Origin of the sequence: Streptomyces sp. NPDC091412 (assembly GCF_044756885.1) — a bacterium.
GTDB lineage: Bacteria > Actinomycetota > Actinomycetes > Streptomycetales > Streptomycetaceae > Streptomyces.
This window is the reverse complement of sequence record NZ_JBIVTV010000004.1, coordinates 600,262-624,413: the sequence shown is the minus strand read 5'-3', so window position 1 is coordinate 624,413 and position 24,152 is coordinate 600,262. Positions and strand designations below refer to the sequence as shown.

Genomic DNA, 24,152 nt, shown 5'->3' with positions numbered 1-24,152 from the left:
GCAGATGATGCATGGAGGGGGCGGCACCCCCGCACGGGGTGCCGCCCCTCTTCTTTCGCGGACCGGAGTCCTCGTCGTAATCGGTGGTGAGGGTCGGGGACCACGACGAGGACTCCGGGGTCTTTACCGGTGGTCGCTGCCCTCCGCCTCGACCGAGGCCCGGCCGGCCTCCAGGCGTGCCACCGGGATACGGAAGGGGGAGCAGGAGACGTAGTCCAGGCCCACCTCGTGGAAGAAGTGGACGGACTCGGGGTCGCCGCCGTGCTCGCCGCAGACGCCGAGCTTGAGGTCCGGGCGGGTGGCCCGGCCGGCCTGGACGGCGGACTTCACCAGGGAGCCGACACCGTCCTTGTCGATGGTCTCGAACGGCGACACCCCGAAGATGCCCTTCTCCAGGTAGGCGGTGAAGAACGACGCCTCGACGTCGTCGCGGCTGAAGCCCCACACCGTCTGGGTCAGGTCGTTCGTGCCGAAGGAGAAGAACTCCGCCGCCTCGGCGATCTGGCCCGCGGTCAGCGCGGCGCGCGGCAGCTCGATCATCGTGCCGATCGCCAGCTTGAGCTGCGTGCCGGTCGCCGCCTCGACCTCGGCGATGACCTGGTCGGCCTCCTCGCGGACGATCTCCAGCTCCTGGACGGTGCCGACCAGCGGGATCATGATCTCGGCGCGCGGGTCGCCCTTGGCGGCCCTGCGCTCGGCGGCCGCCTCGGCGATGGCGCGCACCTGCATGGTGAACAGGCCGGGGACGACCAGTCCGAGGCGTACACCGCGCAGTCCGAGCATCGGGTTCTGCTCGTGCAGGCGGTGCACGGCCTGGAGCAGGCGCAGCTCGTTCTCGTGCGGCTCCTGGCGGGACTCGGCGAGGGCCACGCGCACCGACAGCTCGGTGATGTCGGGCAGGAACTCGTGCAGCGGCGGGTCGAGCAGGCGGACCGTGACCGGCAGGCCGTCCATGGCCTCGAACAGCTCCACGAAGTCCTTCTTCTGGAGCGGCAGGAGCTGCTTGAGGGACTCCTCGCGCTCGGCCTGGGTGTCGGCCAGGATCAGCCGCTCCACCAGCTCGCGGCGGTCACCGAGGAACATGTGCTCGGTACGGCACAGGCCGATGCCCTGGGCGCCGAAGCGGCGGGCGCGCAGCGCGTCCTCGGCGTTGTCGGCGTTGGCGCGCACCCGCAGGCGGCGCTTGCGGTCGGCGAAGGCCATCATCCGGTGGACCGCCTCGACGAGTTCGTCCGCGTCGTCGGCGCCCGGGTGCATCCGGCCCTCGAAGTACTCGACGACCGGGGACGGGACGACCGGGACCTCGCCCAGGTACACCTTGCCCGAGGAGCCGTCGATGGAGATCACGTCGCCCTCCTCGACGACGTGCCCGCCGGGGACGGTCATCCGGCGGCGCTTGGTGTCGACCTCCAGGTCCTCCGCGCCGCAGACGCACGTCTTGCCCATGCCACGGGCGACCACGGCCGCGTGGGAGGTCTTGCCGCCGCGGGAGGTCAGGATGCCCTCGGCCGCGATCATGCCGTCCAGGTCGTCGGGGTTGGTCTCCCGGCGGACCAGGATGACCTTCTCGCCCGAGCGGGACCACTTGACGGCGGTGTACGAGTCGAAGACCGCCTTGCCGACCGCCGCGCCCGGGGAGGCGGCGATGCCGCGGGCGACCTGCTCGACCTTGGCCTGCTCGTCGAACCGCGGGAACATCAGCTGCGCGAGCTGGGCCCCGGTGACCCGCTTCAGGGCCTCGGCCTCGTCGATCAGGCCCTGGTCGACGAGCTGGGTGGCGATGCGGAACGCGGCGCCGGCGGTCCGCTTGCCGACCCGGGTCTGCAGCATCCACAGCTGGCCGCGCTCGATGGTGAACTCGATGTCGCAGAGATCCTTGTAGTGGTTCTCCAGCGTCTCCATGATCTGCATCAGCCGGTCGTACGACTTGCCGTCGATCCGCTCCAGCTCCGCCAGCGGGACGGTGTTGCGGATGCCCGCGACCACGTCCTCGCCCTGCGCGTTCTGAAGGTAGTCGCCGTAGACGCCCTGCTGGCCGGAGGCGGGGTCGCGGGTGAAGGCGACGCCGGTGCCGGAGTCGGGGCCGAGGTTGCCGAACACCATCGAGCAGATGTTGACGGCCGTGCCGAGGTCGTGCGGGATGCGCTCCTGACGGCGGTAGAGCTTGGCGCGCTCGCCGTTCCAGGAGTCGAAGACCGCCTTGATGGCGAGGTCCATCTGCTCGCGCGGGTCCTGCGGGAAGTCCCGGCCGGCCTCCTTCTTGACGATCTTCTTGAAGGTGGTGACCAGCTTCTTCAGGTCGGCGGCCTCGAGCTCGGTGTCGACGGTGACCTTCTTGGTCTCCTTGGCCTTGTCGAGGGCGTCCTCGAACAGCTCGCCGTCGACGCCGAGGACGGTCTTGCCGAACATCTGGATGAGGCGGCGGTAGGAGTCCCAGGCGAACCGGTCGTCGCCCGCCTGCTTGGCCAGGCCCTGGACGGACTTGTCGGACAGGCCGATGTTCAGGACGGTGTCCATCATGCCGGGCATGGAGAACTTCGCGCCGGAGCGGACGGAGACCAGCAGGGGGTCGTCGGGCTGGCCGAGCTTCTTGCCCATCTTCTGCTCGAGCGCGTCGAGGTGCGCGCTCACCTCGTCACGGAGTGCCGCGGGCTCCTCGCCGCTGTCGAGGTAGACCTTGCAGGCCTCGGTGGTGATCGTGAAGCCCGGCGGGACCGGAAGGCCCAGGTTTGTCATCTCGGCCAGGTTCGCGCCCTTGCCGCCGAGGAGGTCCTTGAGGTCCTTGTTGCCCTCGGTGAAGTCGTAGACGAACTTCACGCCCTCAACACTGTTGCCGCGATCGGCTACCTGGAGATCTTTGTTTTCCGACACGGGTCTCGACTCCTCGAGGACGCGGTGGCTGCCCTGACGGCGAGGAACATACCCAGATCAAAGGCCGATGGGTACGTCCACTTGTGGGTCATGCGCCCGTAACCAGTCGTCCGCCAGCGGATTGAAAGTCAAGGCTTGGCAAGCCGTCGGGTGCAGATGTTTTCACTTCTTGAACGAATCGACGCCCGTAGACGCGCCCAGTCGCTCAAACGAGCGGCCCTCAGCACGTCTGTTTTCGATCGATGAACGATCAAGGTCTGGCACTGAGTGCCACACCTTGGAGAAGTGCAGCCGCTCATGATCCGCTCATCTGAGCGCAACCCTTATCAAGGGTGGCGAGAATCACGCTGCCACAGGCGCTCGGATTTCACCATGCGGACGGCTCCCGGCCCCTCGGTCGGGGCTCCGTTTGCCGGGTGTTTGCCCGGCACCGGTGAACACGGGTGAGGGCCCGGCCGTACGGGAGTGCGGTGGGCCCCAGCGTGGCCCACCTCCTCAGCGACGCCGCGCACGGAAGGACCTTCGGGTGCCTCAGCACACGGATACACGCCAGTCATCGGGTGCACCATCGGACTCGGCCGGAGAACCGGCGTCGCGCGGGGGCGGGACCGAGGCGGCCGCTCTGCACCCGGCGGAGGCGGGGGCGGGCGCCGAGGCGGGGGGCGCGCAGGCGGACGCGGGCACTGAGACGGGCACGGAGGCGGAGGCCGGCACCGACTCGGGGGTGGACGCCCGCGTCGAGCCGGGGTCCGAGGCGCCCGCTGCCGCACCGGCCCGGACCGCCAGGTCCCTCCCCGTCCCCGCCGCGCGCAAGTCCAGGGAAGCGAAAACCACCTCCCGCGCCGGGGACACGCCCGCCCCGACCACTCCCGAGGTGGACGACGCCCCGCAGGCGGTGGCGGCGACGGCCGAGGGCACCTCCGGCGGCACCGGGACTCCCGGGGACGACGAATCCCCAGCGGCATCCGGGACCGACGAACCCGCCCCGGCCGCCATGTCCGCGCAGGCCCGCGAATCCGCCCGGACCACCAAGACCCCCGAGCCCGCCCAGGCCGCCGGACCAGCCCAGCGCGCCGAACCCACCGAACCCGCCGAATCCGCCCAGGCCACCGAACCCGCAGAACCCGCCGAGCCGACCGACGCCACCGAACCCACCGAACCCACCGAACCGACCCACGCCACCGAACCCACCGAGGCCTCCGCATCCGGCGCACCCCCGGCAGGGGCCGCCGCATCCCGCGCAACCCCGGCAGGGGCCCCCGCCTCTCCGTCCCTCCCCCTCCGTGTCCTGCGGGCGATACGGCCCCGGGCCGTTGGCCAGGTCTGGCGTGGCTGGAAGGAGGCGCATCCCGTGGCCGCGAGAAGGGTGTCCCACGGGGGCACCCTTCTCGCGTTCCTGCTCGTCGCCGTCGCGCTTCTGCTGCCGAACAAGGAGGCGCAGTTCCAGGTCGCGGCGTTCACGCGGCTGCCGGTGGAGGGGCTGCTCCTGGCGGCCGTGCTGCTGGTGCTGCCGCGCCGGCCGCGGGTGGCCGTGGCGGTGCTCGGCGGGCTGGGGCTCGGCGGGCTGACCGTGCTGAACCTGACGGACATCGAGTTCAACCAGTACCTGGGCCGCAGCTTCAACGTGGTCCTCGACTGGGAGCTGCTGGACGACGCCCAGTCGTACCTCGCGGACACCCTCGGCAGAACGACGGCGCTGCTCGCCGCCGTCGGTGTCGCTCTCCTCGTACTGGCGGTGCTCGCCGTGATGGCCCTCGCGGTCGTGCGCGTCGGCGACTTCCTGGGCCGCGACAAGGCCCGCTCGACGCGCGGACTGCTGCTCGCCAGCGTGGTGTGGATGACGTGCTCGGCTCTGGGCGTCCAGGTCTCCGGTGTCCCGGTGGCCTCCGAGCACACGGTCGTCATGGTCAAGTACCACGAGGAGGCGCTGCGCTCCACGATCCGGGACGAGCGGGAGTTCGCGAGGACGGCGGAGGCCGACCCGTTCCGCGACACCCCCGGCAGCGAGCTGGTGCCGGACCTGCGCGGGAAGGACATGATCTTCACGTTCATCGAGAGCTACGGCCGCACCGCGATCGAGGACCCGATCACCGCGCCGGGCGTCAGCAAGACCCTCGACGCCAGTACGCGGGCCCTGGCCGAAGCGGGCTTCCACGCCAGGAGCGGCTGGCTGACGTCGGCGACGTACGGCGGCGGCAGCTGGCTCGGCCACTCCACGTTCATGTCTGGCCTGTGGGTCGACAACCAGAACCGCTACCGCACGGTGACCTCCGGCGACCACCTCACCCTGACCGAGGCGTTCAGGAAGACCGGGGCCTGGGACACGGTCGGCGTCATGCCGGGTGTGCAGAAGGGCTGGCCGGAGGCGAAGTGGTACGGCCTGGACAAGGTCTACAACGCCTTCGGGATGGGTTACGAGGGGCCGAAGTTCAGCTGGTCGACCATGCCCGACCAGTACGCGCTGGAGGCCTTCCAGCGTCTGGAGCACGGCAGGAAGCGCGACAAGCCGCTGACCTCGTTCGTCATCCTGACCTCCAGCCACCAGCCCTGGGCGCCGGTGCCGGAGATGGTCGGCTGGGACCAGCTCGGTGACGGCTCGGTCTTCAGGGGCATCGAGGCGGCAGGCACCAGGCCGGCGGACATCCTCACCAGTTCCACCCGCTCCCGCGAGGAGTACGGCAAGTCGATCGAGTACTCGGTGACCGCCCTGACCCAGTGGATGGAGCGCTACGGCAAGGACGACACCGTGCTCGTGGTCCTCGGCGACCACCAGCCCAACGCCCGGGTCAGCGGCGACCACGCCAGCCGTGACGTGCCCTGCGCGATCCTCGCCAAGGACCCCGAGGTCCTGGACAAGATCGACGACTGGGGCTGGACCGAGGGCCTGCGCCCCGACCACGACGCGCCGGTGTGGAAGATGAGCGCCTTCCGCGACCGCTTCCTGACGGCGTACGGCTCCACCCCGCACCCGTCGAAGGGCTGACGGCGGGCGGGAGGCGCGGCGGCGCGGGCCGGGCTCGGTCCTGGTGCCCCAACGGCGACGTTCGCACCGTCGCGGCTGTCGAGACCGTCAGCCGCCGGAGGTGTCCAGTTCGGCGTCCTCGCCGACGCCCGCGCAGTCGTAGGGGTCCTTCAGCCAGCCGTCCGGCAGTACCACCCGGTTGTTGCCGGAGGTGCGGCCGCGGGGCCCGTCGGCGCCGGCGGGCCAGGGCTGGTCGAGGTCCAGCTCGTCCAGGCCGGCGCGCAGCTCCTCCAGCGAGGAGGTGACCGCGAGCCGCCTGCGCATCTCGGAGCCGACCGCGAAGCCCTTCAGGTACCAGGCGACGTGCTTGCGGAAGTCGACGACACCGCGCGACTCGTCGCCGATCCACTCGCCGAGCAGCGTGGCGTGCCGGACCATGACGTCCGCGACCTCGCGCAGGGACGGGCGGGCCAGGTCCTGGACCCGCCCCTCGAACGCCGCCACCAGGTCGGCGAACAGCCACGGCCGGCCCAGGCAGCCGCGGCCCACGACCACACCGTCGCAGCCGGTCTCCCGCACCATCCGCAGCGCGTCCTCGGCCGACCAGATGTCGCCGTTGCCGAGCACCGGGATCTCGGGCACGTGCTCCTTGAGACGCGCGATGGCGTCCCAGTCCGCCGTGCCGCCGTAGTGCTGGGCGGCCGTGCGGCCGTGCAGCGCGATCGCCGTCACGCCCTCCTCGACCGCGATCCTTCCGGCGTCGAGGTAGGTGATGTGGTCGTCGTCGATACCCTTGCGCATCTTCATCGTGACCGGCAGGTCGCCGGCCCCGCTGACCGCCTCGCGCAGGATCGCCCGCAGCAGGTTGCGCTTGTAGGGGAGGGCCGAACCGCCGCCCTTGCGGGTCACCTTGGGCACCGGGCAGCCGAAGTTGAGGTCGATGTGGTCGGCGAGGTCCTCCTCCGCGATCATGCGGACGGCCTTGCCGACCGTGGCCGGGTCCACGCCGTACAGCTGGATGGAGCGCGGGCGCTCGCTCGCGTCGAACCTGATGAGCTGCATGGTCTTGTCGTTGCGCTCGACCAGCGCCCGGGTCGTGATCATCTCGCTGACGTACAGGCCCTTGCCCTGGCTGAACTCCCGGCACAGGGTGCGGAAGGGCGCGTTGGTGATACCGGCCATGGGGGCCAGCACCACGGGCGGCCGGACGGTGTGCGGGCCGATCTGGAGGGGGGACTCGGGCTTGGGCATTCCCTCATTGTCGCGTATCGGCACAGACCATGTATCAATCATTAGTTAACCGCACTATTGAAATCCCGTACCATGGAACGCATGCCCGAGCTCAGCCACCGACGACGGCTCCTGGTTCTCGCGATCTGCTGCATGAGCCTGCTGATCGTGAGCCTCGACAACACCGTTCTGAACGTCGCTCTGCCCTCGATGCAACGCGAGCTGCACGCGAGTACCTCCGGCCTTCAGTGGACAATCGACGCGTACACGCTGGTGCTCGCCGCGCTGCTGATGCTCGCCGGTTCCACCGCCGACCGGATCGGCCGCAAACGCGTGTTCATGGCGGGTCTGGTCGTCTTCGGCATCGGCTCCCTGCTGTGCTCCCTCGCCCCCGACCTGGAACTGCTGGTCGTGTTCCGCATGGTGCAGGCGGTCGGCGGGTCGATGCTCAACCCGGTCGCCATGTCGATCATCACCAACACCTTCACCGACCCGCGCGAACGCGCCCGCGCCATCGGGGCCTGGGGCGCGGTGGTCGGCATATCCATGGCCGCCGGCCCGCTCGTCGGCGGCCTGCTGGTGGAGTCGGTCGGCTGGCGCTCGATCTTCTGGGTCAACCTGCCGGTGGCCCTGGCCGCACTGGTGCTCACCGCGCGCTTCGTCCCCGAGTCCCGCGCCCCGAAGGCCCGACGGCCCGACCCGGTCGGCCAGATCCTGGTCATCGCCCTGTTCGGCGCCCTGACCTACGCGATCATCGAGGCCCCGGTCTCCGGCCTCGCCACGGTCCTGCCCTTCGCCGTCGTCGCGCTCGCGGCCCTGCTCGGCCTGCTGTGGTACGAGCCGCGCCGCACCGAACCGCTCATCGACCTGCGTTTCTTCCGCTCGGCACCGTTCAGCGGGGCGACCGTCATCGCGATCAGCGCGTTCGCGGCGCTCGGCGGCTTCCTGTTCCTGTCCACGCTGTACCTGCAGAACGTGCGCGGCCTCGACGCCCTGCACGCCGGTCTGTGGATGCTGCCGATGGCGGCACCGACCTTCCTGTGCGCGCCGCTGTCCGGGCGGCTCGTCGGCACCCGGGGGCCGCGGCTGCCCCTGCTGATCGCCGGAACGGCCATGACGGTGAGTTCGGTGCTGTTCGCCGCGTTCGAGGCCGAGACCTCCGACGTCACGCTCGTCATCGGGTACGTCCTGTTCGGCATCGGCTTCGGCTTCGTCAACGCGCCGATCACCAACACGGCCGTCTCCGGGATGCCGCGCGCCCAGGCCGGGGTCGCCGCCGCGGTCGCCTCCACCAGCCGCCAGCTCGGGCAGACCCTCGGGGTCGCGGTGGTCGGCGCGCTGCTGGCCGCGGGCGTCGGCTCCTCGTCCTACCGGGACGCGTTCGTCCCGGCGGCCCGGTACGGATGGTGGGTGCTGGTGGTGTGCGGCGCCGCGGTGCTGGCACTGGGCGCGGTCACCAGCGGCCGGTGGGCCCGGCGGACCGCCGAGCGCACGGCCGAACGGCTCCAGGAGCACGAGGTACGGCAGGCGGCGGGCGTCGGCGCCTGAGCTCCCCGGACGCGCGAAAGAGAGGCCGGCGGTCGCGCCGAAAAGGGCCCCGGGGACTGCTCACGTATCGCACACGGATGTTTGCGGGGCGTGAGAGCCGGTTTGGGGCGGGGCGCGACAGGAGAGCTTGGTAAGAAAGAAGTAAGCGCGATCATGGCCGCTGAGCTGCGGATTCTCATCAAAGCTCCGCTCACTCACAGCCCCGCGTTACTCCTCCCGAGTCGCCGCGCGGGCGATCAGAGGCAAATCTGGATGAGCGCGATGAGCCCCCTGCGGGGCACGCGTGACACAGGGGGGAACCACCAACGGGAGACCACCATGCATCTCACCCTCCGCCGCTGTGCCTGTGGAGTCGCCGCGGGCGCCCTGTCCGCCGCGCTGGTGTCGGCCGGTTCTGCCGGAGCCTTCGCCGCGAGCGACCCGAACCCGATGGCGACCCGCACACACAGCCCCATGCCGACCAAAAAGGCCGAGGAGATCACGGCCAGGGTCAACCACTCCTCGATCAGGCACGGGGAGAGCGTGACGCTCACCGGGCGCACCGCGAACATGGCGGCCGGCGCCAGGCTGACCGTCCAGCACCTGGACCACGGCAAGTGGACCACGCTGCGAGCGACCACCGTGGTCAGGAAGGGCGACACCTTCACGGTGTCCACGAAGCTCCTGGCCAAGGGCAAGAACGACCTGCGTGTGGTGTCCGGTCCGACGCGCTCCAAGACGATCACCGTCGACGTGACCTGACCCAGGTGACACGGTGCTAACGGGCTCGTAGCCCGCCCAGCACCAGTTCGAGCACCGCCTCGAACTCCTCCTCGACCGCCGGCCGCTTCCACTCCCGGGCATGACCCGGGTCGTGGAAGCGGCCGGTGGCATGAAACAGGGCCCGGGCCGCGACGGCCGGGTCGGCGGCCGTGAAGACACCGGCCGCGACGCCGTCCCGGACGATCCGGGTCAGCTGGCCGGTCAGGTCGGCGATGTGCTCGCCGACCGCCACGCCGTTCTCCCCGGTGAGCACCGAGTACGTGGCGAACAGCTCGGGGTCGTCGCCCGCCTTGCGGCGCTTGGCCTCGAACAGCCCGCGCAGCCAGTTACGAAGCCGCGCCTCCGGGTCACGGTGCTCGGCGGCGATGCCGGCGAGGGCGTCGGACGTGCGGTCCAGCCACCGCTTGGTCACCGCCTCGCGCAGCGCCGCCTTGGTACGGAAGTGCCGGTAGACGCTGCCGTGACTGACACCGAGCGCGCGGGCCACGTCCACCACGGTGGCCTTGGCCGGCCCGTGGCGGCGCAGCACCTCCTCGGTCGCCTCGAGGATGCGCTCGGCGGTCAGGGTCTCGGTGGTGGGTGGCATGCCCTAGACCGTACCCGGCGGCCGGGTCAGCCTTCGCTGTCCAGGTGGGCCATCTGCGCCTCGGGGTAGCGCGCGCCCGCGGCCGCGTCCGCCGGGACGGCCTCCTCGATGGCCGCCAGGTCGGCCTCCTCCAGCGTGACGGCCGTGGCGCCCAGTGCCTCCGCCAGCCGCTCCCGGGTGCGGGCGCCGATCAGCGGGACGACGACCGTGTCGTGCCGCGGGCCCCGGGAGAGCGCCCAGGCGATGGCGATCTGCGCGACCGTGACGCCCTTGCCCTCGGCGACCTTGCGCAGGGCCTCGACGAGGTCCAGGTTGTGCTGGAGGTTCTCGCCCTGGAAGCGGGGCGAATGGGCCCGGAAGTCGTTCGCCGCGAGCTTCCGGTCGCGGGCGAAGTGCCCGGAGATCAGACCGCGCGAGAGCACCCCGTACGCCGTGATGGCGATGCCGAGTTCGCGGGTGGTGGGCAGGATCCGGTCCTCGACGCCACGGGAGACGAGCGAGTATTCGATCTGGACGTCCGAGATCGGCGCGGTGGCGGCGGCCCGGCGGATCGTGTCGGCTCCGACCTCGCTGAGGCCGATGTGCCGAACGTGTCCCTTCTCGACGAGCTCCGCGATGGCGCCGACGGTCTCCTCGATCGGCACGTCCGGGTCGACCCGGGCGATCCGGTAGACGTCGATGTGGTCGACGCCGAGGCGCTGGAGGGAGTAGGCGGCGAAGTTCTTCACGGCGGCCGGACGGCCGTCGTAGCCGGCCCAGTTGCCGTCCGGATCGCGCAGGGCGCCGAACTTCACGCTGAGCAGGGCCTGTTCGCGGCGGGCCGCGGGGGCGGTACGCAGTGCCTCGCCGACCAGCATCTCGTTGTGGCCCATGGCGTAGAAGTCGCCGGTGTCGAGCAGGGTCACGCCCGCTTCGAGAGCGGCGTGCACGGTGGCGATGGACTCGGTCCGGTCCGCCTCGCCGTAGAGCGCGGACATGCCCATGCAGCCGAGGCCGAGGGCGGAGACCTGGGGGCCGGTGGTTCCGAGGTGGCGGGTGTCCATGAGAGAGGGCTCCTTGGGGGCTCGGAGTGCGGGTGGGACGGGTACCCCGAAACAGCCTGACATGACAGCTGACAGATATCAATATCTGTCAGCTGTCATCTGTCACGACGAGCGATGCCCAGCGGCCCGCGGATTTGGTCCAGACCTATTGACGAGAGGTCTGGACCACGAGCACTGTCATGCCTACGACACCTCACCGCACCCCCACCGGGAGGCTCCGCATGATCCGCCGCAGACTGCGTCTGCTCGCCGCCGCCCTGGCGACCGCCTGCCTCACCCAGCTCTCCATCGCCCTGGCCCCCACCGCATCCGCGGCCGACACGTGCGCCGTCAAGTCCCGACCCGCCGGCAAGGTGCTCCAGGGTTACTGGGAGAACTGGGACGGCTCCGCCAACGGTGTCCATCCGCCCTTCGGCTGGACACCGATCACCGACTCGCGCATCGCCGCACACGGTTACAACGTGATCAACGCGGCCTTCCCGGTCATCCGCTCCGACGGAACGACCCTGTGGGAGGACGGCATGGACGCGGGCGTGAAGGTGGCGACGCCCGCGGAGATGTGCGCGGCCAAGGCGTCCGGGCAGACGATCCTGCTGTCCATCGGCGGCGCGACGGCCGGTATCGACCTCAACTCGACGGCCGTGGCGGACCGGTTCGTCGCGACGATCGTCCCGATCCTGAAGAAGTACAACTTCGACGGCATCGACATCGACATCGAGACGGGCCTGACCGGCAGCGGGAACATCGGTCGGCCGTCCGCGTCCCAGGCCAACCTGATCCGGATCATCGACGGAGTCCTCGCGCAGATGCCGTCGAACTTCGGCCTGACGATGGCCCCGGAGACCGCCTACGTCACCGGCGGCAGCGTCGCCTACGGCTCGATCTGGGGCGCGTACCTGCCGATCATCAAGAAGTACGCCGACAACGGCCGCCTGTGGTGGCTGAACATGCAGTACTACAACGGCAGCATGTACGGCTGCTCCGGCGACTCCTACCAGGCCGGCACCGTGGCCGGCTTCACCGCCCAGACCGACTGCCTCGCCAAGGGCCTGGTGATCCAGGGCACGACGATCAAGGTCCCCTACGACAAGCAGGTCCCGGGCCTGCCCGCCCAGCCCGGCGCGGGCGGCGGGCACATGGCGCCCGCGCTGGTCTCCGAGGCCTGGCGCCACTACGGCACCAGCCTGAAGGGCCTGATGACCTGGTCGATCAACTGGGACGGGTCGAAGAACTGGACCTTCGGCGACAACGTGAAGGCCCTGCAAGGCCGTTGAGCAACGGCGAACGCCGGACGGCCGCCGAGTGAGGTCTCGGCGGCCGGCCGGCGCTGAGGGACTGCCGGGTTACCGGGTCAACAGCCGACGAGGCGGCCGGCCAGGTAGCCCTCGATCTGGTCGAGGGAGACGCGCTCCTGCTTCATGGTGTCGCGCTCGCGGACGGTGACCGCGTTGTCCTCGAGGGTGTCGAAGTCGACCGTGACGCAGTACGGCGTGCCGATCTCGTCCTGGCGGCGGTAACGGCGGCCGATGGCGCCGGCGTCGTCGAACTCGATGTTCCAGTTCTGGCGCAGGGCCTGGGCCAGGCCCTTGGCCTTGGGCGACAGCTCCGGGTTGCGCGACAAGGGCAGCACCGCGACCTTCACCGGGGCCAGGCGGTGGTCCAGGCGCAGCACCGTGCGCTTCTCCATCTTGCCCTTGGCGTTGGGCGCCTCGTCCTCGACGTAGGCGTCGAGCAGGAAGGCGAGCATCGCCCGGCCGACACCGGCCGCCGGCTCGATGACGTACGGCGTCCAGCGCTCGCCGGCCTCCTGGTCGAAGTAGGAGAGGTCCTGGCCGGAGGACTTGGCGTGGGAGGAGAGGTCGTAGTCGGTGCGGTTGGCGACACCCTCCAGCTCGCCCCACTCGCTGCCGCCGAACTGGAAGCGGTACTCGATGTCGGCGGTGCGCTTGGAGTAGTGGGAGAGCTTCTCCTGCGGGTGCTCGTACCAGCGCATGTTCTCCTCACGGAGACCCAGGCCGGTGTACCAGTTCCAGCGCTGCTCCATCCAGTACTCCTGCCACTTCTCGTCCTCGCCCGGCTTGACGAAGAACTCCATCTCCATCTGCTCGAACTCGCGGGTGCGGAAGATGAAGTTGCCCGGCGTGATCTCGTTGCGGAACGACTTGCCCATCTGGGCGATGCCGAACGGCGGCTTGCGGCGCGAGGTGGTCTGCACCTGGGCGAAGTTGGTGAAGATGCCCTGGGCGGTCTCCGGACGCAGGTAGGCGACGGAGCCGGAGTCCTGGGTGGGGCCGAGGTGGGTGGAGAGCAGCCCCGAGAACTGCTTGGGCTCGGTGAACTGGCCCTTGTTGCCGCAGTTGGGGCAGTTGATGTCCGCGAGACCGTTCTCCGGGGCGCGGCCCTTCTTCTCCTCGTAGGCCTCTTCCAGGTGGTCGGCGCGGAACCGCTTGTGGCAGGAGGTGCACTCCGTCAGCGGGTCCGTGAAGGTGGCGACGTGACCGGAGGCGACCCAGACCTCGGGCGCCAGGATCACGGACGAGTCGATGCCGACCACGTCCTCGCGGGACGTCACCATGTAGCGCCACCACTGACGCTTGAGGTTCTCCTTGAGCTCGACACCCAGAGGCCCGTAGTCCCAGGCGGCACGCTGACCGCCGTAGATCTCACTGCAGGGGAATACGAAGCCACGGCGCTTGCTCAGGCTGACGATGGTGTCGATCTTGTCGGCGGCCACGGTGCTCTCTTCATTACGACGACGGGCGACGAAGCGAGACGCTTCACGAGCGAATGCTTCAGGGTACCGGCGGTGGCTCCCCCTCGACCAAATCGGTGCCGGGTAAGGGCCCTTTTCGGGCTTGCCGCGAGCCTTGTTGACAACGGTTTCCATCTTCGTTGAAAATGACTGTCATGAACGTACGACGACGCCTCATATCCGGTTCCACGGCCCTGACGGTCACCGCTCTCGGCCTCGGAGCGCTCTCCGCCTGTTCCTCCGCCGGCGCGGCCGGCGGCAGCGGCGGGAAGTACGACGTCGTCGCGTCCTTCTACCCGATGGCCTTCCTCGCCGAGCGGATCGGCGGGAGCCACGTGCACGTCACCAGTCTCACCCAGCCCGGCCAGGAGCCGCACGAGCTGGAGATCAGCGCCCAGCAGACCGTGCAGCTCGAGAAGTCCGACGCGGTGCTCTACCTCAAGGGCCTCCAGCCCAACGTCGACAAGGCCGTCGCCCAGTCCGGGATCGCGACGAAGGTCGACGCCGCGTCCCTGACCACGCTGGAGGAGCACGGCACCGACGTCGGCGGCCACGCCGACCAGCACGACGCCCACCACGACGAGGAGCACGGCGGCAAGGACCCGCACGTCTGGCTCGACCCGGTGCGCTACGCGCAGATCGCCGAGGGCGTCGGCAAGGCCTTCGAGAAGGGCGACCCGGACCACGCGGCCGACTACCGCAAGAACACCGCGGCCCTGGTCAAGGAGCTCGGCGAGCTCAACACCCGGTACGAGACCGGACTGAAGGACACCAAGAGCACGGTCTTCATCACCACCCACGCCGCCTTCGGCTACCTCGCCGAGCGCTACGGCCTGACCCAGGAGGCCATCAACGGCCTCGACCCCGAGTCCGAGCCCAGCGCCGCCCGGGTGAAGGACCTCCAGGAGACCGCGAAGTCCGACGGGGTCACGACCGTCTTCTACGAGACGCTGGTCAGCGACAAGACCGCGAAGACCCTCGCCAGGGACGCGCATCTGAAGACCGACGTCCTCGATCCCCTCGAGGGCATCACCGACAAGTCCCGGGGCACCGACTACTTCCAGGTCATGGACGCCAACCTCGAGGCGCTGCAGAAAGCCCTGGGCGCCAAGTGAGCGCGACGGAGGGCGTCATGGACGCCGGGAGCGAACCCGCCGAACCCGTCATCTCCCTGCGCGGTGTGCGCGCCGACCTGGGCTCGCGTCCCGTCCTGCGCGGCATCGACCTCACCGTGCGCCGGGGCGAGGTCGTCGCGCTGCTCGGCGCCAACGGCTCCGGCAAGTCGACGGCCGTGCGCAGCGTCATCGGCCAGGTGCCGGTGAGCGCCGGTGAGATCGAACTGTTCGGCACCCCGCACCGCCGCTTCCGCGACTGGGCGCGCGTCGGCTACGTACCGCAGCGCACGACCGCCGCGGGCGGCGTCCCGGCGACCGTCACCGAGATCGTCTCCTCGGGCCGGCTCTCCCGTACCCGCTTCGGGGTCTTCCGCAAGGCCGACCACGCGGCCGTACGGCACGCCCTGGAGCTCGTCGGCATGGCGGACCGCGCGAAGGACTCAGTGGACGCCCTCTCCGGCGGTCAGCACCAGCGCGTGCTGATCGCCCGCGCCCTCGCCGCCGCACCCGAGCTGCTGATCATGGACGAGCCGATGGCAGGCGTCGACCTGGCCAGCCAGGAGGTGCTGGCCCGCACGCTGAAGGAGCAGGTGGCGGCCGGGGCGACGGTGCTGCTCGTGCTGCACGAGCTGGGCCCCCTGGAGCCCCTGATCGACCGGGCGGTGGTGCTGCGCGACGGCTGCGTCCTGCACGACGGGCCGCCCCCGAAGGCCGTGGGCCAGCATGCCCTGCCCGGCCACGACCACGTACACCCCCACGACGCCTCGGGCGCCGATCCGATCCGCACGGGACTGCTGAGCTGATGGACCTGTTGAACTACGCCTTCATGCAGCGGGCCCTGCTCGCCGCCGTCCTGGTCGGCATCACCGCCCCCGCCGTCGGCATCTACCTCGTCCAGCGCCGCCAGGCCCTGATGGGCGACGGCATCGGCCACGTCGCCATGACCGGCGTCGGCCTGGGCTTCCTGCTGTCCACCTCCCCGGTGTGGATGGCGACGGCGGTCTCCGTCCTGGGCGCGGTCCTCATGGAGCTGATCCGCTGGTACGGCCGCACCCGCGGCGACATCGCCCTCGCGATGCTCTTCTACGGCGGCATGGCGGGCGGCGTCATGTTCATCAACCTCGCCCCCGGCGGCTCCAACGCGAACCTGACGTCGTACCTGTTCGGCTCGCTCTCCACGGTCTCGCAGTCCGACGTCACCGCGATCTGCCTGCTGGCCGCCTTCGTCGTACTGGTCACCCTGGGCCTGCGCCGCCAGCTGTTCGCGGTCAGCCAGGACGAGGAGTTCGCCCGGGTGACCGGGCTGCCGGTGCGCGCCCTGAACCTGCTGACGGCGGTCACGGCGGCGGTGACGGTGACGGTCGCGATGCGCGTGGTCGGGCTGCTGCTGGTCAGCGCGCTGATGGTGGTCCCGGTGGCCGCGGCCCAGCAGCTCAGCCGCAGCTTCGCCGCGACCTTCGCCATCGCCGTCGCCATCGGGGTGAGCGTGACGATCGGCGGCACGGTCACGTCGTACTACCAGGACGTGCCGCCCGGCGCGACGATCGTGCTGCTCACCATCGCCGCGTTCATCGCGCTCACCGTACTGGCCACGCCGCTGGCCCGGCGACGCGCGCGGGCACTCGCCGCCGCGCGGCCCGCCGGGGACCCCGCGGAGTGCGCGATTCCGGCCACCCGGGCCGCCGGCGACGGGGCCGGCGCCTGACCGCGCACGGCCCGGGCTGGCACAATGGCCCGCAGGCGAGACGTGAGGAGGCCGACCGGTGACCACCGCTGGACCGCCCGTGAAGGGCCGCGCCACCCGGCAGCGTGCCGCTGTCGCGGCGGCCCTCGACGAGGTCGACGAGTTCCGCAGCGCGCAGGAGCTCCACGACATGCTCAAGCACAGGGGCGACTCGGTGGGCCTGACGACGGTCTACCGCACCCTTCAGTCCCTCGCCGACGCGGGCGAGGTCGACGTCCTGCGCACCTCCGACGGCGAGTCGGTCTACCGCCGCTGCTCCACCGGCGAACACCACCACCACCTCGTCTGCCGCGTCTGCGGCAAGGCGGTCGAGGTGGAGGGACCGATGGTGGAGAAGTGGGCGGAGGCGGTCGCCGCGGAGCACGGCTACGTCAACGTCGCCCACACGGTGGAGATCTTCGGCACCTGCGCGGACTGCTCCGCGGGGTGAGCCTGTTCTGTGCGGGTGGTCCGGGGTGGCCGGCCCTGGAGGGCTGCCACCCCCGGACCCCCGCTTCGGCCTGACGGCCTCGTCCACGATCTCCCCCGAGCTCTACGAGCAGGGGGCACCCCGAGCGGGGCTGATCTACTCGTCGTCGCCCTTCATGGCGAGGAGTTCCTCGTTCGGGATCGCGCCGCCGAAGCGGCGGTCGCGGGAGGCGAACTCGATGCAGGCCCGCCACAGGTCGCGGCGGTCGAAGTCGGGCCACAGGACGTCCTGGAAGACCATCTCCGCGTACGCGCTCTGCCAGAGCAGGTAGTTGGACGTGCGCTGCTCACCGCTCGGGCGCAGGAACAGGTCGACGTCCGGCATGTCCGGGTAGTACAGGTACTTCTGGATGGTCTTCTCGGTGACCTTGGACGGGTCGAGCCGGCCCGCCCTGACGTCCTCCGCGAGCGCCTTGGCCGCGTCCGCGAGTTCGGCCCGGCCGCCGTAGTTCATGCAGAAGTACAGCGTGAGCCGGTCGTTGTCCTTGGTCTGCTCCTGGGCGACCTGGAGCTCCTTGGCGACCGACTTCCACAGCTTGGGCATACGGCCCACCCAGCGCACCCGGATGCCGAGTTCGTCGAGCTGGTCGCGGGTCTTGCGGATGAAGTCGCGGTTGAAGTTCATCAGGAAGCGCACCTCGTCGGGCGAGCGCTTCCAGTTCTCGGTGGAGAAGGCGTACAGGGAGATGTTGCCGACGCCGATCTCGATCGCGCCCTGCAACACGTCCAGCACCCGCTCGGCACCGACCTTGTGCCCCTCGGTGCGGGGCAGCCCGCGCTCCTTGGCCCAGCGCCCGTTCCCGTCCATGACGATCGCCACATGCTCGGGGACCAGCTCTCCGGGGAGCTTCGGCGCGCGGGCGCCGGACGGATGCGGCTCGGGCGCCCTGTACTCCGGGCGCCGGCGCCCCAGGATCCCGCGTACGGCCATGTGCTTCTCGTCTCCCTTGTTTTCGGGCGTACTGACGTACTGCTTGGTGGGCGTACTACTTTTCCACGTACCGGAGTGAGCGCAGCCCGCGCTCCAGGTGCCAGTGCAGGTAGGCGGAGACCAGCCCGCCGCCCTCCCTGACGTACCGCGGCTCGCACGCGTCCGCGGTCTCCCAGTCCCCCGTGAGCAGCGCGCCGAGCAGCGCGAGCGTCTGCGGCGAGGGTACGACGCTGCCGGGCACCCGGCAGTCGGCGCAGACCGAGCCGCCGGAGGCCACCGAGAAGAAGCGGTTCGGACCGGGCATCCCGCACCTGGCGCAGTCGCCGAAGGTGGGCGCGTAGCCGTTGACGGCCAGCGACCGCAGCAGGAAGGCGTCGAGCACGAGGTGCGGGGCGTGCTCGCCCCGGGCGAGGGTGCGCAGGGCGCCCACCAGCAGCAGGTACTGCTGGACGGCCGGCTCGCCCTCGTGGTCGGTGAACCGCTCGGCGGTCTCCAGCATGGCCGTCCCGGCGGTGTAGCGGGCGTAGTCGGTCACGATCCCGCCGCCGTAGGGGGCGATGGTCTCGCTCTGCGTGCACAGCGGCAGCCCCCGCCCCACCAGCTCACTGCCCCGAGCGAAGAACTGCACGTCCACGTGCGAGAACGGCTCGAGCCGGGCCCCGAACTTCGACTTCGTCCGCCGCACCCCCCGTGCCACGGCCCGCACCCGTCCGTGCCCGCGGGTGAGCAACGTGATGATCCGGTCCGCCTCACCCAGCTTCTGGGTGCGCAGCACGATGCCGTCGTCGCGGAACAGACTCATGGGGTCCATTGTCGCTCACGGCGGATGTGGGCGTGGCCGCGCCCGCGCCCCCGTCGGGCTCCCGGCGCGGCGCAACCGCGATGTCCCCGGCGGCGTCGGTCACTGTGGAGATCGTCCTGTCCGCACCGACGGATCGTTCCGTCCGCACCGACCGGAGGAGAGCGCCATCCGAGCCCCGAGGAAGTCCGCGCCGACCCGACGTGCCCTGCTGACCACCGCCGCTCTCGCCGCGGCGACGGCCGCCGCCACGGCCACGCCCGCGCACGCCCTGCCGGACGACGGCACCACCGCGCGCCTGCGCGCCCTGGAGCAGGGGCACGGCGCCCGGCTGGGCGTGTTCGCCCACAACCCCGCCACCGGCCGGACTGTCCGGTACCGGGCCGACGAACGCTTCCCGATGTGCTCGGTGTTCAAGACCCTGGCGGCGGCAGCGGTCCTGCGGGACCTGGACCGCCACGGCGAGGTCCTCTCGCGTCGCGTCCACTACACCGAGGCCGACCTGGTGCTGGAAGGCTCCGACCAGACCCGTGCGCACCTGGCCACGGGCATGACCATCGCCGAACTCGCCGACGTCGCCATCCGCTTCAGCGACAACACCGCCGGCAACCTGCTCCTGCGCGAGCTCGGCGGCCCCACCGCCGTCACCCGCTTCGCCCGCTCGCTCGGCGACCCGGTGACCCGCCTGGACCGCTGGGAGCCGGACCTCAACACCGCCGAGCCCTGGCGGCTCACGGACACCACGAGCCCGCGCGCGATCGGCCGCACCTACGCCCGTCTCGTCCTCGGGGACGCGCTGAACCGTCACGACCGCCGGCTGCTGACGCACTGGCTGCTGAACAACACCACCAGCGCGAACCGCTTCCGCGCGGGCCTGCCGCCGACCTGGACGGTCGCGGACAAGACGGGCTCCGGTGCCCACGGCACCACCAACGACGTGGGTGTCGCGTGGACCGGGTCCGGTTCCCCCGTGGTCCTGGCCGTGCTGTCGACCAAACCGGCCCGGGACGCCCCGTACGACGACGCCCTCGTGGCCCGGACCGCCGCCGCGGTGGCGGAGGCACTGGGATAGGGCACGGCGCTCGGCGCTCAGGGCGCCTCGCCGCGGCTGCGGGCGTCGGCGTACGCCGTCGCGTGAGCCGCTGGGTCAGGGTCGCGATTCCCGGGGAACGCCCGCCGGCGCAGGAGCAGTCACAGCGACGGTCACAGCGGCGGCGTGAAGCGCCGTACGTACCGCTTCTGCCACGGTGTCTCCACCGCGTGCCGGTCGTAGTGGGTTCTGACGTAGGCGACGGCCTCCTTCGCCGGTACGCCGTCGAGGACCGCCAGGCAGGCCAGGGCCGTGCCGGTGCGGCCGCGGCCGCCGGCGCAGGCGAGTTCGACGCGTTCGGTGATGGCGCGGGCCCAGGCGTCGGTGAGCACCGAGCGGGCCTCCTCACGGTCCGCCGGGAGGCGGAAGTCGGGCCAGCGCAGCCAGCGGAGCGCCCAGGGGGTCGCGGGCGGCTGTTCGCCGAGGAGGTAGACGCCGTACGACGGGGTCTGCGCCGACGGGTCGAGGGCGTGGCGCAGTCCTCTGCCCCGTACCAGCCGTCCGGACGGCAGTCGCAGGACGCCCGGGGTCCGCTCGTCCCACGGCTCCTCGTGTCCGGCGTAGTGCTCGTGCTCCCCGTTCACGGCTCCGGCATCCCCTTCCGACATGTCCGTCGCGGCGCGGCGACTATACAAGCCGGGTGTCCGAAGCCGCTGCCCCCAGGAAGTCGTCCCCGCTCACGGGGCAGACAGCCGGCGGGTGGTCGGCAAGGCCAGGGCAGGGCAGGGCAGGGCAGGGCAGGCCACCGAGCATCACCGACCGGGGGACTGCGCAGGCAGGACCCGCACCCCCCTGTACATCAGACCTTCGATCTGTAGGATCCCCCCACACTCCGACCGGCTGAACGGACCCCATGGACATGGCCGCATGGTCTACCCGGATGGCCCTCCCCGTTGATCTCGCCCAGATCCGAACCCTGTTGGCCGATACGTGTGACGCGGCCGTCGTGCCGTCGCCGGCACTCCTTGCCGAGGCCCTTGAGCGCAGGCTGGTTCGAGTGGCCGAGTCCTCGGGCGAGTTGGTGGGTTGCGTCGCCGCGGAGATGCCTTCCCCGGGGCACGTGCGCCTGTCGGTGATCGCGGTCCGGGCCGGGATGCGCCGGAACGGCGTGGCATCACAGCTCCTGGCCGAGATGCTGCGGCAGGTTCCGCGAAGGTCCGGCGAACCGCCGCTGGTCTCCGCGGTGGCGAACACCGGGCAGCCGACGGTGACGCGCCTCTTACTGGCGTGCGGTTTCATAGGAACTCGGGTCATGCACACCAGCGGTACGGATGACGCGCTTCCCCTCCACTTCCAGCACACAACGCGCGTCGCATACATCGATCCGGATGCGCGGCATCTCGTTCACACAAGCGCCCGTGAACAGCTCATGGAATCCTTGGCACCCGCCGACCACGCCGTAACGGCCCTGGTCACCCTGTCCGGTGCACCCGCGTTCGAAATCGCACGCTTTGAGCGGGACGACCCGGCGACCCTGCAGTCCGGGGAAGCCGCGGCGGGCATAGCCTTCTCCGGTTCCATTCTCGCCGCTGTGACGTTCCTCCTGGGCTTCGCCTTTGCATCGAAACGATTCCCTGACGATGTCCGTCTGCTGCTCATCGGAGCAACCTTCAGCACCGTGCTCTCTCTGATCGTGTACGCGAGCGCCTCCGGCGAACTGGCCCGAATACGCTCGAACTCGTTCGGCAAGATCATGAAGTGGGGGAACGTGCTGTCCGAGTACGGCGGCGTGTTACCTTTCGTGATCTCACTTCCCGTCACTTACGCCCAAGTCAGCAGCAATCCATGGACGGCCATGGTCCTGGCCGTCGTGCTGAGTGCCGCAATCGCCTGGTACGAGCATTCCGAGTTTTCCATCGCTTTCCGATTTCGCCGGAGCCGGAGCGAAATCGCTTTGATGGTGTTCACCGCTGTCTCGCCGGTACTCGGTGCGGCGCTCGTGACAACGAAGACCACCAGCTGGCCGTGGACAGCCGCCCTGGGCGCCGCGCTGGCGATGCGGACCTGGTTGTACCTCTTCCGCAGAGGCTCGGAGCAGGGAATCACGGAGCGCCGGCAGTGGCAGATCAGGGAATGAGTCCGGTCGCCCCGCGGATCCGCTCGGCGACCTCACGGGCGCACCCCCACGACAGGGTCAGTCCAGCTCCGCCATGACCGTAGTTGTGCAGGAGCAGTGTGCCCTCACGGGACTCCCCCTCGAGTCGCACCTCCTCCCGCGCCGGCCGCAGCCCGACCCGGTGCTCCAGTACGCGGGCACCCGCGAGGGACGGTTCGACCGCGACGCAGCGCTGGACGATCTCCCGAGCCGCGGCCTCGTCGGGGCGCAGGTCCCAGTTCCCGGACACCGCAGTCCCCCCGAGGACCACGGCGTCGGAGTGCGGGTAGATGTAGGTGAGCTCGTCGGCCCCCGGGGTGTCGTCGCAGAAGAACGACCGAATACCCGGGTTCTCGACCACCACCAGTTGGCCGCGCACCGCCTCGACCGAGCGGTCCGCCGCCAGCGAACGGGCTCCCGCGCCCGAGCAGTTGACGACCACCGGCGCTTCGCGCACCGCTTCTTCGAGCGTGTGGTAACGGCGACGGCGGAGGTGACCGCCGGCCCGCTCGAGCCGGCGGGCCAGGTAGCGCAGATATCGGGGCATGTCGACGACGGGGGCACGATAACGCCACCCGGACAGGAAACCCGGGCGGAGTTCACCGGGTTCACAGACGCGGGCTTCGACCAGGCTGCCCCACTCCGGCATCCCGCGGGAAATCCGGGACTCGTGAGTGCCTTCCACCTGTCGGATCCCCGTCTCCGCATCGGCGCTCAACGTGTTCAGCACCGACAGGGTCACGCGGCTCCACCGGTCGACCAGGTGAGCGGGCTCCACCAGGTACGGATCCCACATCGCGCCCGCGGCTGCCGAGGTCGTCTCGCCCGGGGACCGATCCGTGTCCACCCGTACGTCCATTCCGGACTCCGCCAGACACACCGCTGTGGTGAGTCCCACGACTCCGGCACCGATCACCACCACGCCGGCCGACAATGCACACCTCCGTGTGGTTGTTCTCCTCGCCCTCGCCCTCGCCCGGGCAGCGTCCCTGCGTCGCACCTGTTCGAACCACCGTACGCTCCACGTCTGCCACGACGTCGCCGCGGTGTGCCCGGCGTGGCGACAACACTCTTCCCCGCCCCGTGACCTGCCGCGGCCTGCCCGGCTCACGTGGACAAGGCACTCGTGCACAGAGCGGTGCGTAGGCGACGCGGGCGAGGTCCGCCACCAGGTCCTCTCGGGGCTGGAAGCCGACAGGCTCGCGGGGCAGGTCGCCCATGCGAACGGGGAGGCGGGCGGACGCCGCGGGCGAGGCTCCGTGCACGGTGACCGTCGCGTGCCGCATCTCCAGTCGCACGTCGGTCCGGGGGTGCCTGGGCCCCGTCGCATCGGTCGAGGACGGGGCCGGTCCGAGTCCCGGAGACGCGGGGTGCCCACCACGCGCCCCATGTGCCGCCCACGGGAGAGACCGGGTCCAGCCGGGCAGCGGGTGCTACGAAGGTGTGCGCGCCGCCGTCAGCAGCCGGGTCACCTCGTCCGTGCAGATGGTCAGGGCCGCGCCGACGGTGCTGAGGGTGTCGTGTTCGGCGGGGGTGTAGGGGCCGTCGGCCAGGGCGATGCGGGCGGCCTGGAGGAGGATCGACTCCCGGCCCGCGGGGGCCAGGTGCGGGGCGAGCGGGTCGAGGGCCTCGTGCAGCTCTATGGCCAGGCCCGCGCCGCACGGCTGGTCGTCGTAGGCGCGCCCGGTGTCCGCGGCCAGCGCCTCGACCAGGGCGGCCAGCTGCTCTTCGGTGCAGTCGGCCAGGCCGGCCGCGCGGACGGTGGCCGCGGCGGTCTCCAGGGCCGTACGGGAGCCGGTTCCGCCCGCGGACAGCACCGCCAGGGCGACCGTGTGCACGGCGTCGCGGAGCATCGCGGAGAAGCGGGTGGTCGTCGGATGGTCCAGGACGTCCGTGCCGAAGTGGCCGCCGCAGGCGGCGCACTCGACGACTGGCCCGGCCGTGCCGCGCGGCAGCAGCGGCACGCCGAGGACGGTGAAGCGCCGACGCCCGCTCAGCCGCTGGTAGTTGCGGTCCCCGCCGCAGCCGGGGCAGAAGAACTCGCCGTCGCCGACCGGCGTCCACGCGGTACGGGTGCCCAGCAGCCGGGCAAGCCTGGTGACACGGCCGTTTCGTCCCCGTACTGGCAGCACGTCCCACCTCCGTAACGGCGCGGC

20 protein-coding genes are annotated in these 24,152 nt (G+C 70.8%); 10 read left to right on the top strand and 10 right to left on the bottom strand.

The window, feature by feature from the left end; translation table 11 throughout:
* Window positions 1-123 precede the first annotated feature (123 nt).
* Window positions 124-2,871, bottom strand: coding sequence for a pyruvate, phosphate dikinase (gene ppdK / locus ACIQMV_RS14030; RefSeq protein WP_401771140.1), 2,748 nt, complete (start codon window positions 2,869-2,871; stop codon window positions 124-126).
* Between the two features lie 994 nt (window positions 2,872-3,865).
* Here ppdK and ACIQMV_RS14025 point away from each other — a divergent pair.
* Window positions 3,866-5,854, top strand: coding sequence for a CDP-alcohol phosphatidyltransferase (locus ACIQMV_RS14025; RefSeq protein WP_402592915.1), 1,989 nt, complete (start codon window positions 3,866-3,868; stop codon window positions 5,852-5,854).
* 87 nt (window positions 5,855-5,941) lie between these two features.
* On the opposite strand, the gene dusB is transcribed toward ACIQMV_RS14025, so the two are convergent.
* Window positions 5,942-7,084: a tRNA dihydrouridine synthase DusB gene (gene dusB / locus ACIQMV_RS14020; protein WP_225075057.1), complete on the bottom strand. Its 1,143-nt coding sequence runs from the start codon at window positions 7,082-7,084 to the stop codon at window positions 5,942-5,944.
* Window positions 7,085-7,165: 81 nt separating this feature from the next.
* On the opposite strand from dusB, the gene ACIQMV_RS14015 reads away from it, so the two are divergent.
* Window positions 7,166-8,611, top strand: coding sequence for an MFS transporter (locus tag ACIQMV_RS14015; protein WP_376500978.1), 1,446 nt, complete (start codon window positions 7,166-7,168; stop codon window positions 8,609-8,611).
* A 318-nt stretch (window positions 8,612-8,929) separates the two neighbouring features.
* Window positions 8,930-9,352, top strand: coding sequence for a hypothetical protein (locus ACIQMV_RS14010; protein ID WP_402592821.1), 423 nt, complete (start codon window positions 8,930-8,932; stop codon window positions 9,350-9,352).
* A 16-nt stretch (window positions 9,353-9,368) separates the two neighbouring features.
* Here ACIQMV_RS14010 and ACIQMV_RS14005 read toward each other — a convergent pair whose 3' ends face one another.
* Window positions 9,369-9,959 (bottom strand): TetR family transcriptional regulator, encoded by a 591-nt coding sequence (locus ACIQMV_RS14005; RefSeq protein ID WP_402592820.1) that lies wholly within the window; start codon window positions 9,957-9,959, stop codon window positions 9,369-9,371.
* A gap of 26 nt (window positions 9,960-9,985) precedes the next feature.
* A complete protein-coding gene (locus ACIQMV_RS14000; RefSeq protein ID WP_402592819.1) occupies window positions 9,986-11,002 on the bottom strand; it encodes an aldo/keto reductase in 1,017 nt (338 codons plus the stop codon).
* A 221-nt stretch (window positions 11,003-11,223) separates the two neighbouring features.
* Between ACIQMV_RS14000 and ACIQMV_RS13995 the strand changes: the two genes are divergently transcribed.
* Window positions 11,224-12,276 carry a chitinase gene (locus ACIQMV_RS13995; RefSeq protein ID WP_402592818.1) on the top strand — a complete coding sequence of 351 codons (1,053 nt, stop codon included), beginning with the start codon at window positions 11,224-11,226 and terminating at the stop codon, window positions 12,274-12,276.
* Between the two features lie 77 nt (window positions 12,277-12,353).
* Here ACIQMV_RS13995 and ACIQMV_RS13990 read toward each other — a convergent pair whose 3' ends face one another.
* Window positions 12,354-13,736, bottom strand: a complete 1,383-nt coding sequence (locus ACIQMV_RS13990; protein ID WP_141361115.1) for a glycine--tRNA ligase — start codon at window positions 13,734-13,736, stop codon at window positions 12,354-12,356.
* 173 nt (window positions 13,737-13,909) lie between these two features.
* On the opposite strand from ACIQMV_RS13990, the gene ACIQMV_RS13985 reads away from it, so the two are divergent.
* Genes ACIQMV_RS13985 through ACIQMV_RS13970 form a run of 4 tightly spaced genes read left to right on the top strand, consistent with a single transcriptional unit; the run spans window position 13,910 to window position 17,043 of the window.
* The gene (locus tag ACIQMV_RS13985; RefSeq protein ID WP_402592817.1) at window positions 13,910-14,869 is read left to right on the top strand and encodes a metal ABC transporter substrate-binding protein; all 960 of its coding nucleotides are present in this window, start codon (window positions 13,910-13,912) and stop codon (window positions 14,867-14,869) included.
* Window positions 14,870-14,886: 17 nt separating this feature from the next.
* Window positions 14,887-15,672 carry a metal ABC transporter ATP-binding protein gene (locus ACIQMV_RS13980; protein WP_141361111.1) on the top strand — a complete coding sequence of 262 codons (786 nt, stop codon included), beginning with the start codon at window positions 14,887-14,889 and terminating at the stop codon, window positions 15,670-15,672.
* Complete coding sequence (locus ACIQMV_RS13975; protein WP_141361109.1) at window positions 15,672-16,574, top strand: metal ABC transporter permease; 903 nt, start codon at window positions 15,672-15,674, stop codon at window positions 16,572-16,574. Before ACIQMV_RS13980 ends, ACIQMV_RS13975 begins: the two co-directional genes overlap by 1 nt.
* 58 nt (window positions 16,575-16,632) lie before the next feature.
* Window positions 16,633-17,043, top strand: coding sequence for a Fur family transcriptional regulator (locus ACIQMV_RS13970; protein WP_141361107.1), 411 nt, complete (start codon window positions 16,633-16,635; stop codon window positions 17,041-17,043).
* Window positions 17,044-17,178: 135 nt separating this feature from the next.
* Here the strand turns inward: ACIQMV_RS13970 and ACIQMV_RS13965 are convergent, their stop codons facing one another.
* Both ACIQMV_RS13965 and recO read right to left on the bottom strand, forming a co-directional pair.
* The gene (locus ACIQMV_RS13965) at window positions 17,179-18,012 is read right to left on the bottom strand and encodes an isoprenyl transferase (protein ID WP_141361105.1); all 834 of its coding nucleotides are present in this window, start codon (window positions 18,010-18,012) and stop codon (window positions 17,179-17,181) included.
* A 55-nt stretch (window positions 18,013-18,067) separates the two neighbouring features.
* Window positions 18,068-18,814 carry a DNA repair protein RecO gene (gene recO, locus ACIQMV_RS13960; protein ID WP_172632975.1) on the bottom strand — a complete coding sequence of 249 codons (747 nt, stop codon included), beginning with the start codon at window positions 18,812-18,814 and terminating at the stop codon, window positions 18,068-18,070.
* Between recO and bla the strand changes: the two genes are divergently transcribed.
* Window positions 18,813-19,883 (top strand): class A beta-lactamase, encoded by a 1,071-nt coding sequence (bla, locus tag ACIQMV_RS13955; protein ID WP_402592816.1) that lies wholly within the window; start codon window positions 18,813-18,815, stop codon window positions 19,881-19,883. The genes recO and bla overlap by 2 nt on opposite strands.
* Window positions 19,884-20,014: 131 nt before the next feature.
* On the opposite strand, the gene ACIQMV_RS13950 is transcribed toward bla, so the two are convergent.
* Window positions 20,015-20,485 carry a protein phosphatase gene (locus ACIQMV_RS13950; protein WP_402592815.1) on the bottom strand — a complete coding sequence of 157 codons (471 nt, stop codon included), beginning with the start codon at window positions 20,483-20,485 and terminating at the stop codon, window positions 20,015-20,017.
* A gap of 296 nt (window positions 20,486-20,781) precedes the next feature.
* On the opposite strand from ACIQMV_RS13950, the gene ACIQMV_RS13945 reads away from it, so the two are divergent.
* On the top strand, window positions 20,782-21,978 hold the full coding sequence (locus ACIQMV_RS13945; RefSeq protein WP_402592814.1) for a GNAT family N-acetyltransferase: 1,197 nt from the start codon (window positions 20,782-20,784) through the stop codon (window positions 21,976-21,978).
* Here the strand turns inward: ACIQMV_RS13945 and ACIQMV_RS13940 are convergent.
* A complete protein-coding gene (locus ACIQMV_RS13940) occupies window positions 21,968-22,912 on the bottom strand; it encodes an FAD-dependent oxidoreductase (RefSeq protein ID WP_402592914.1) in 945 nt (314 codons plus the stop codon). The genes ACIQMV_RS13945 and ACIQMV_RS13940 overlap by 11 nt on opposite strands.
* Window positions 22,913-23,429: 517 nt before the next feature.
* Window positions 23,430-24,128 (bottom strand): TerB family tellurite resistance protein, encoded by a 699-nt coding sequence (locus ACIQMV_RS13935; RefSeq protein ID WP_141361095.1) that lies wholly within the window; start codon window positions 24,126-24,128, stop codon window positions 23,430-23,432.
* Window positions 24,129-24,152 lie beyond the last annotated feature (24 nt).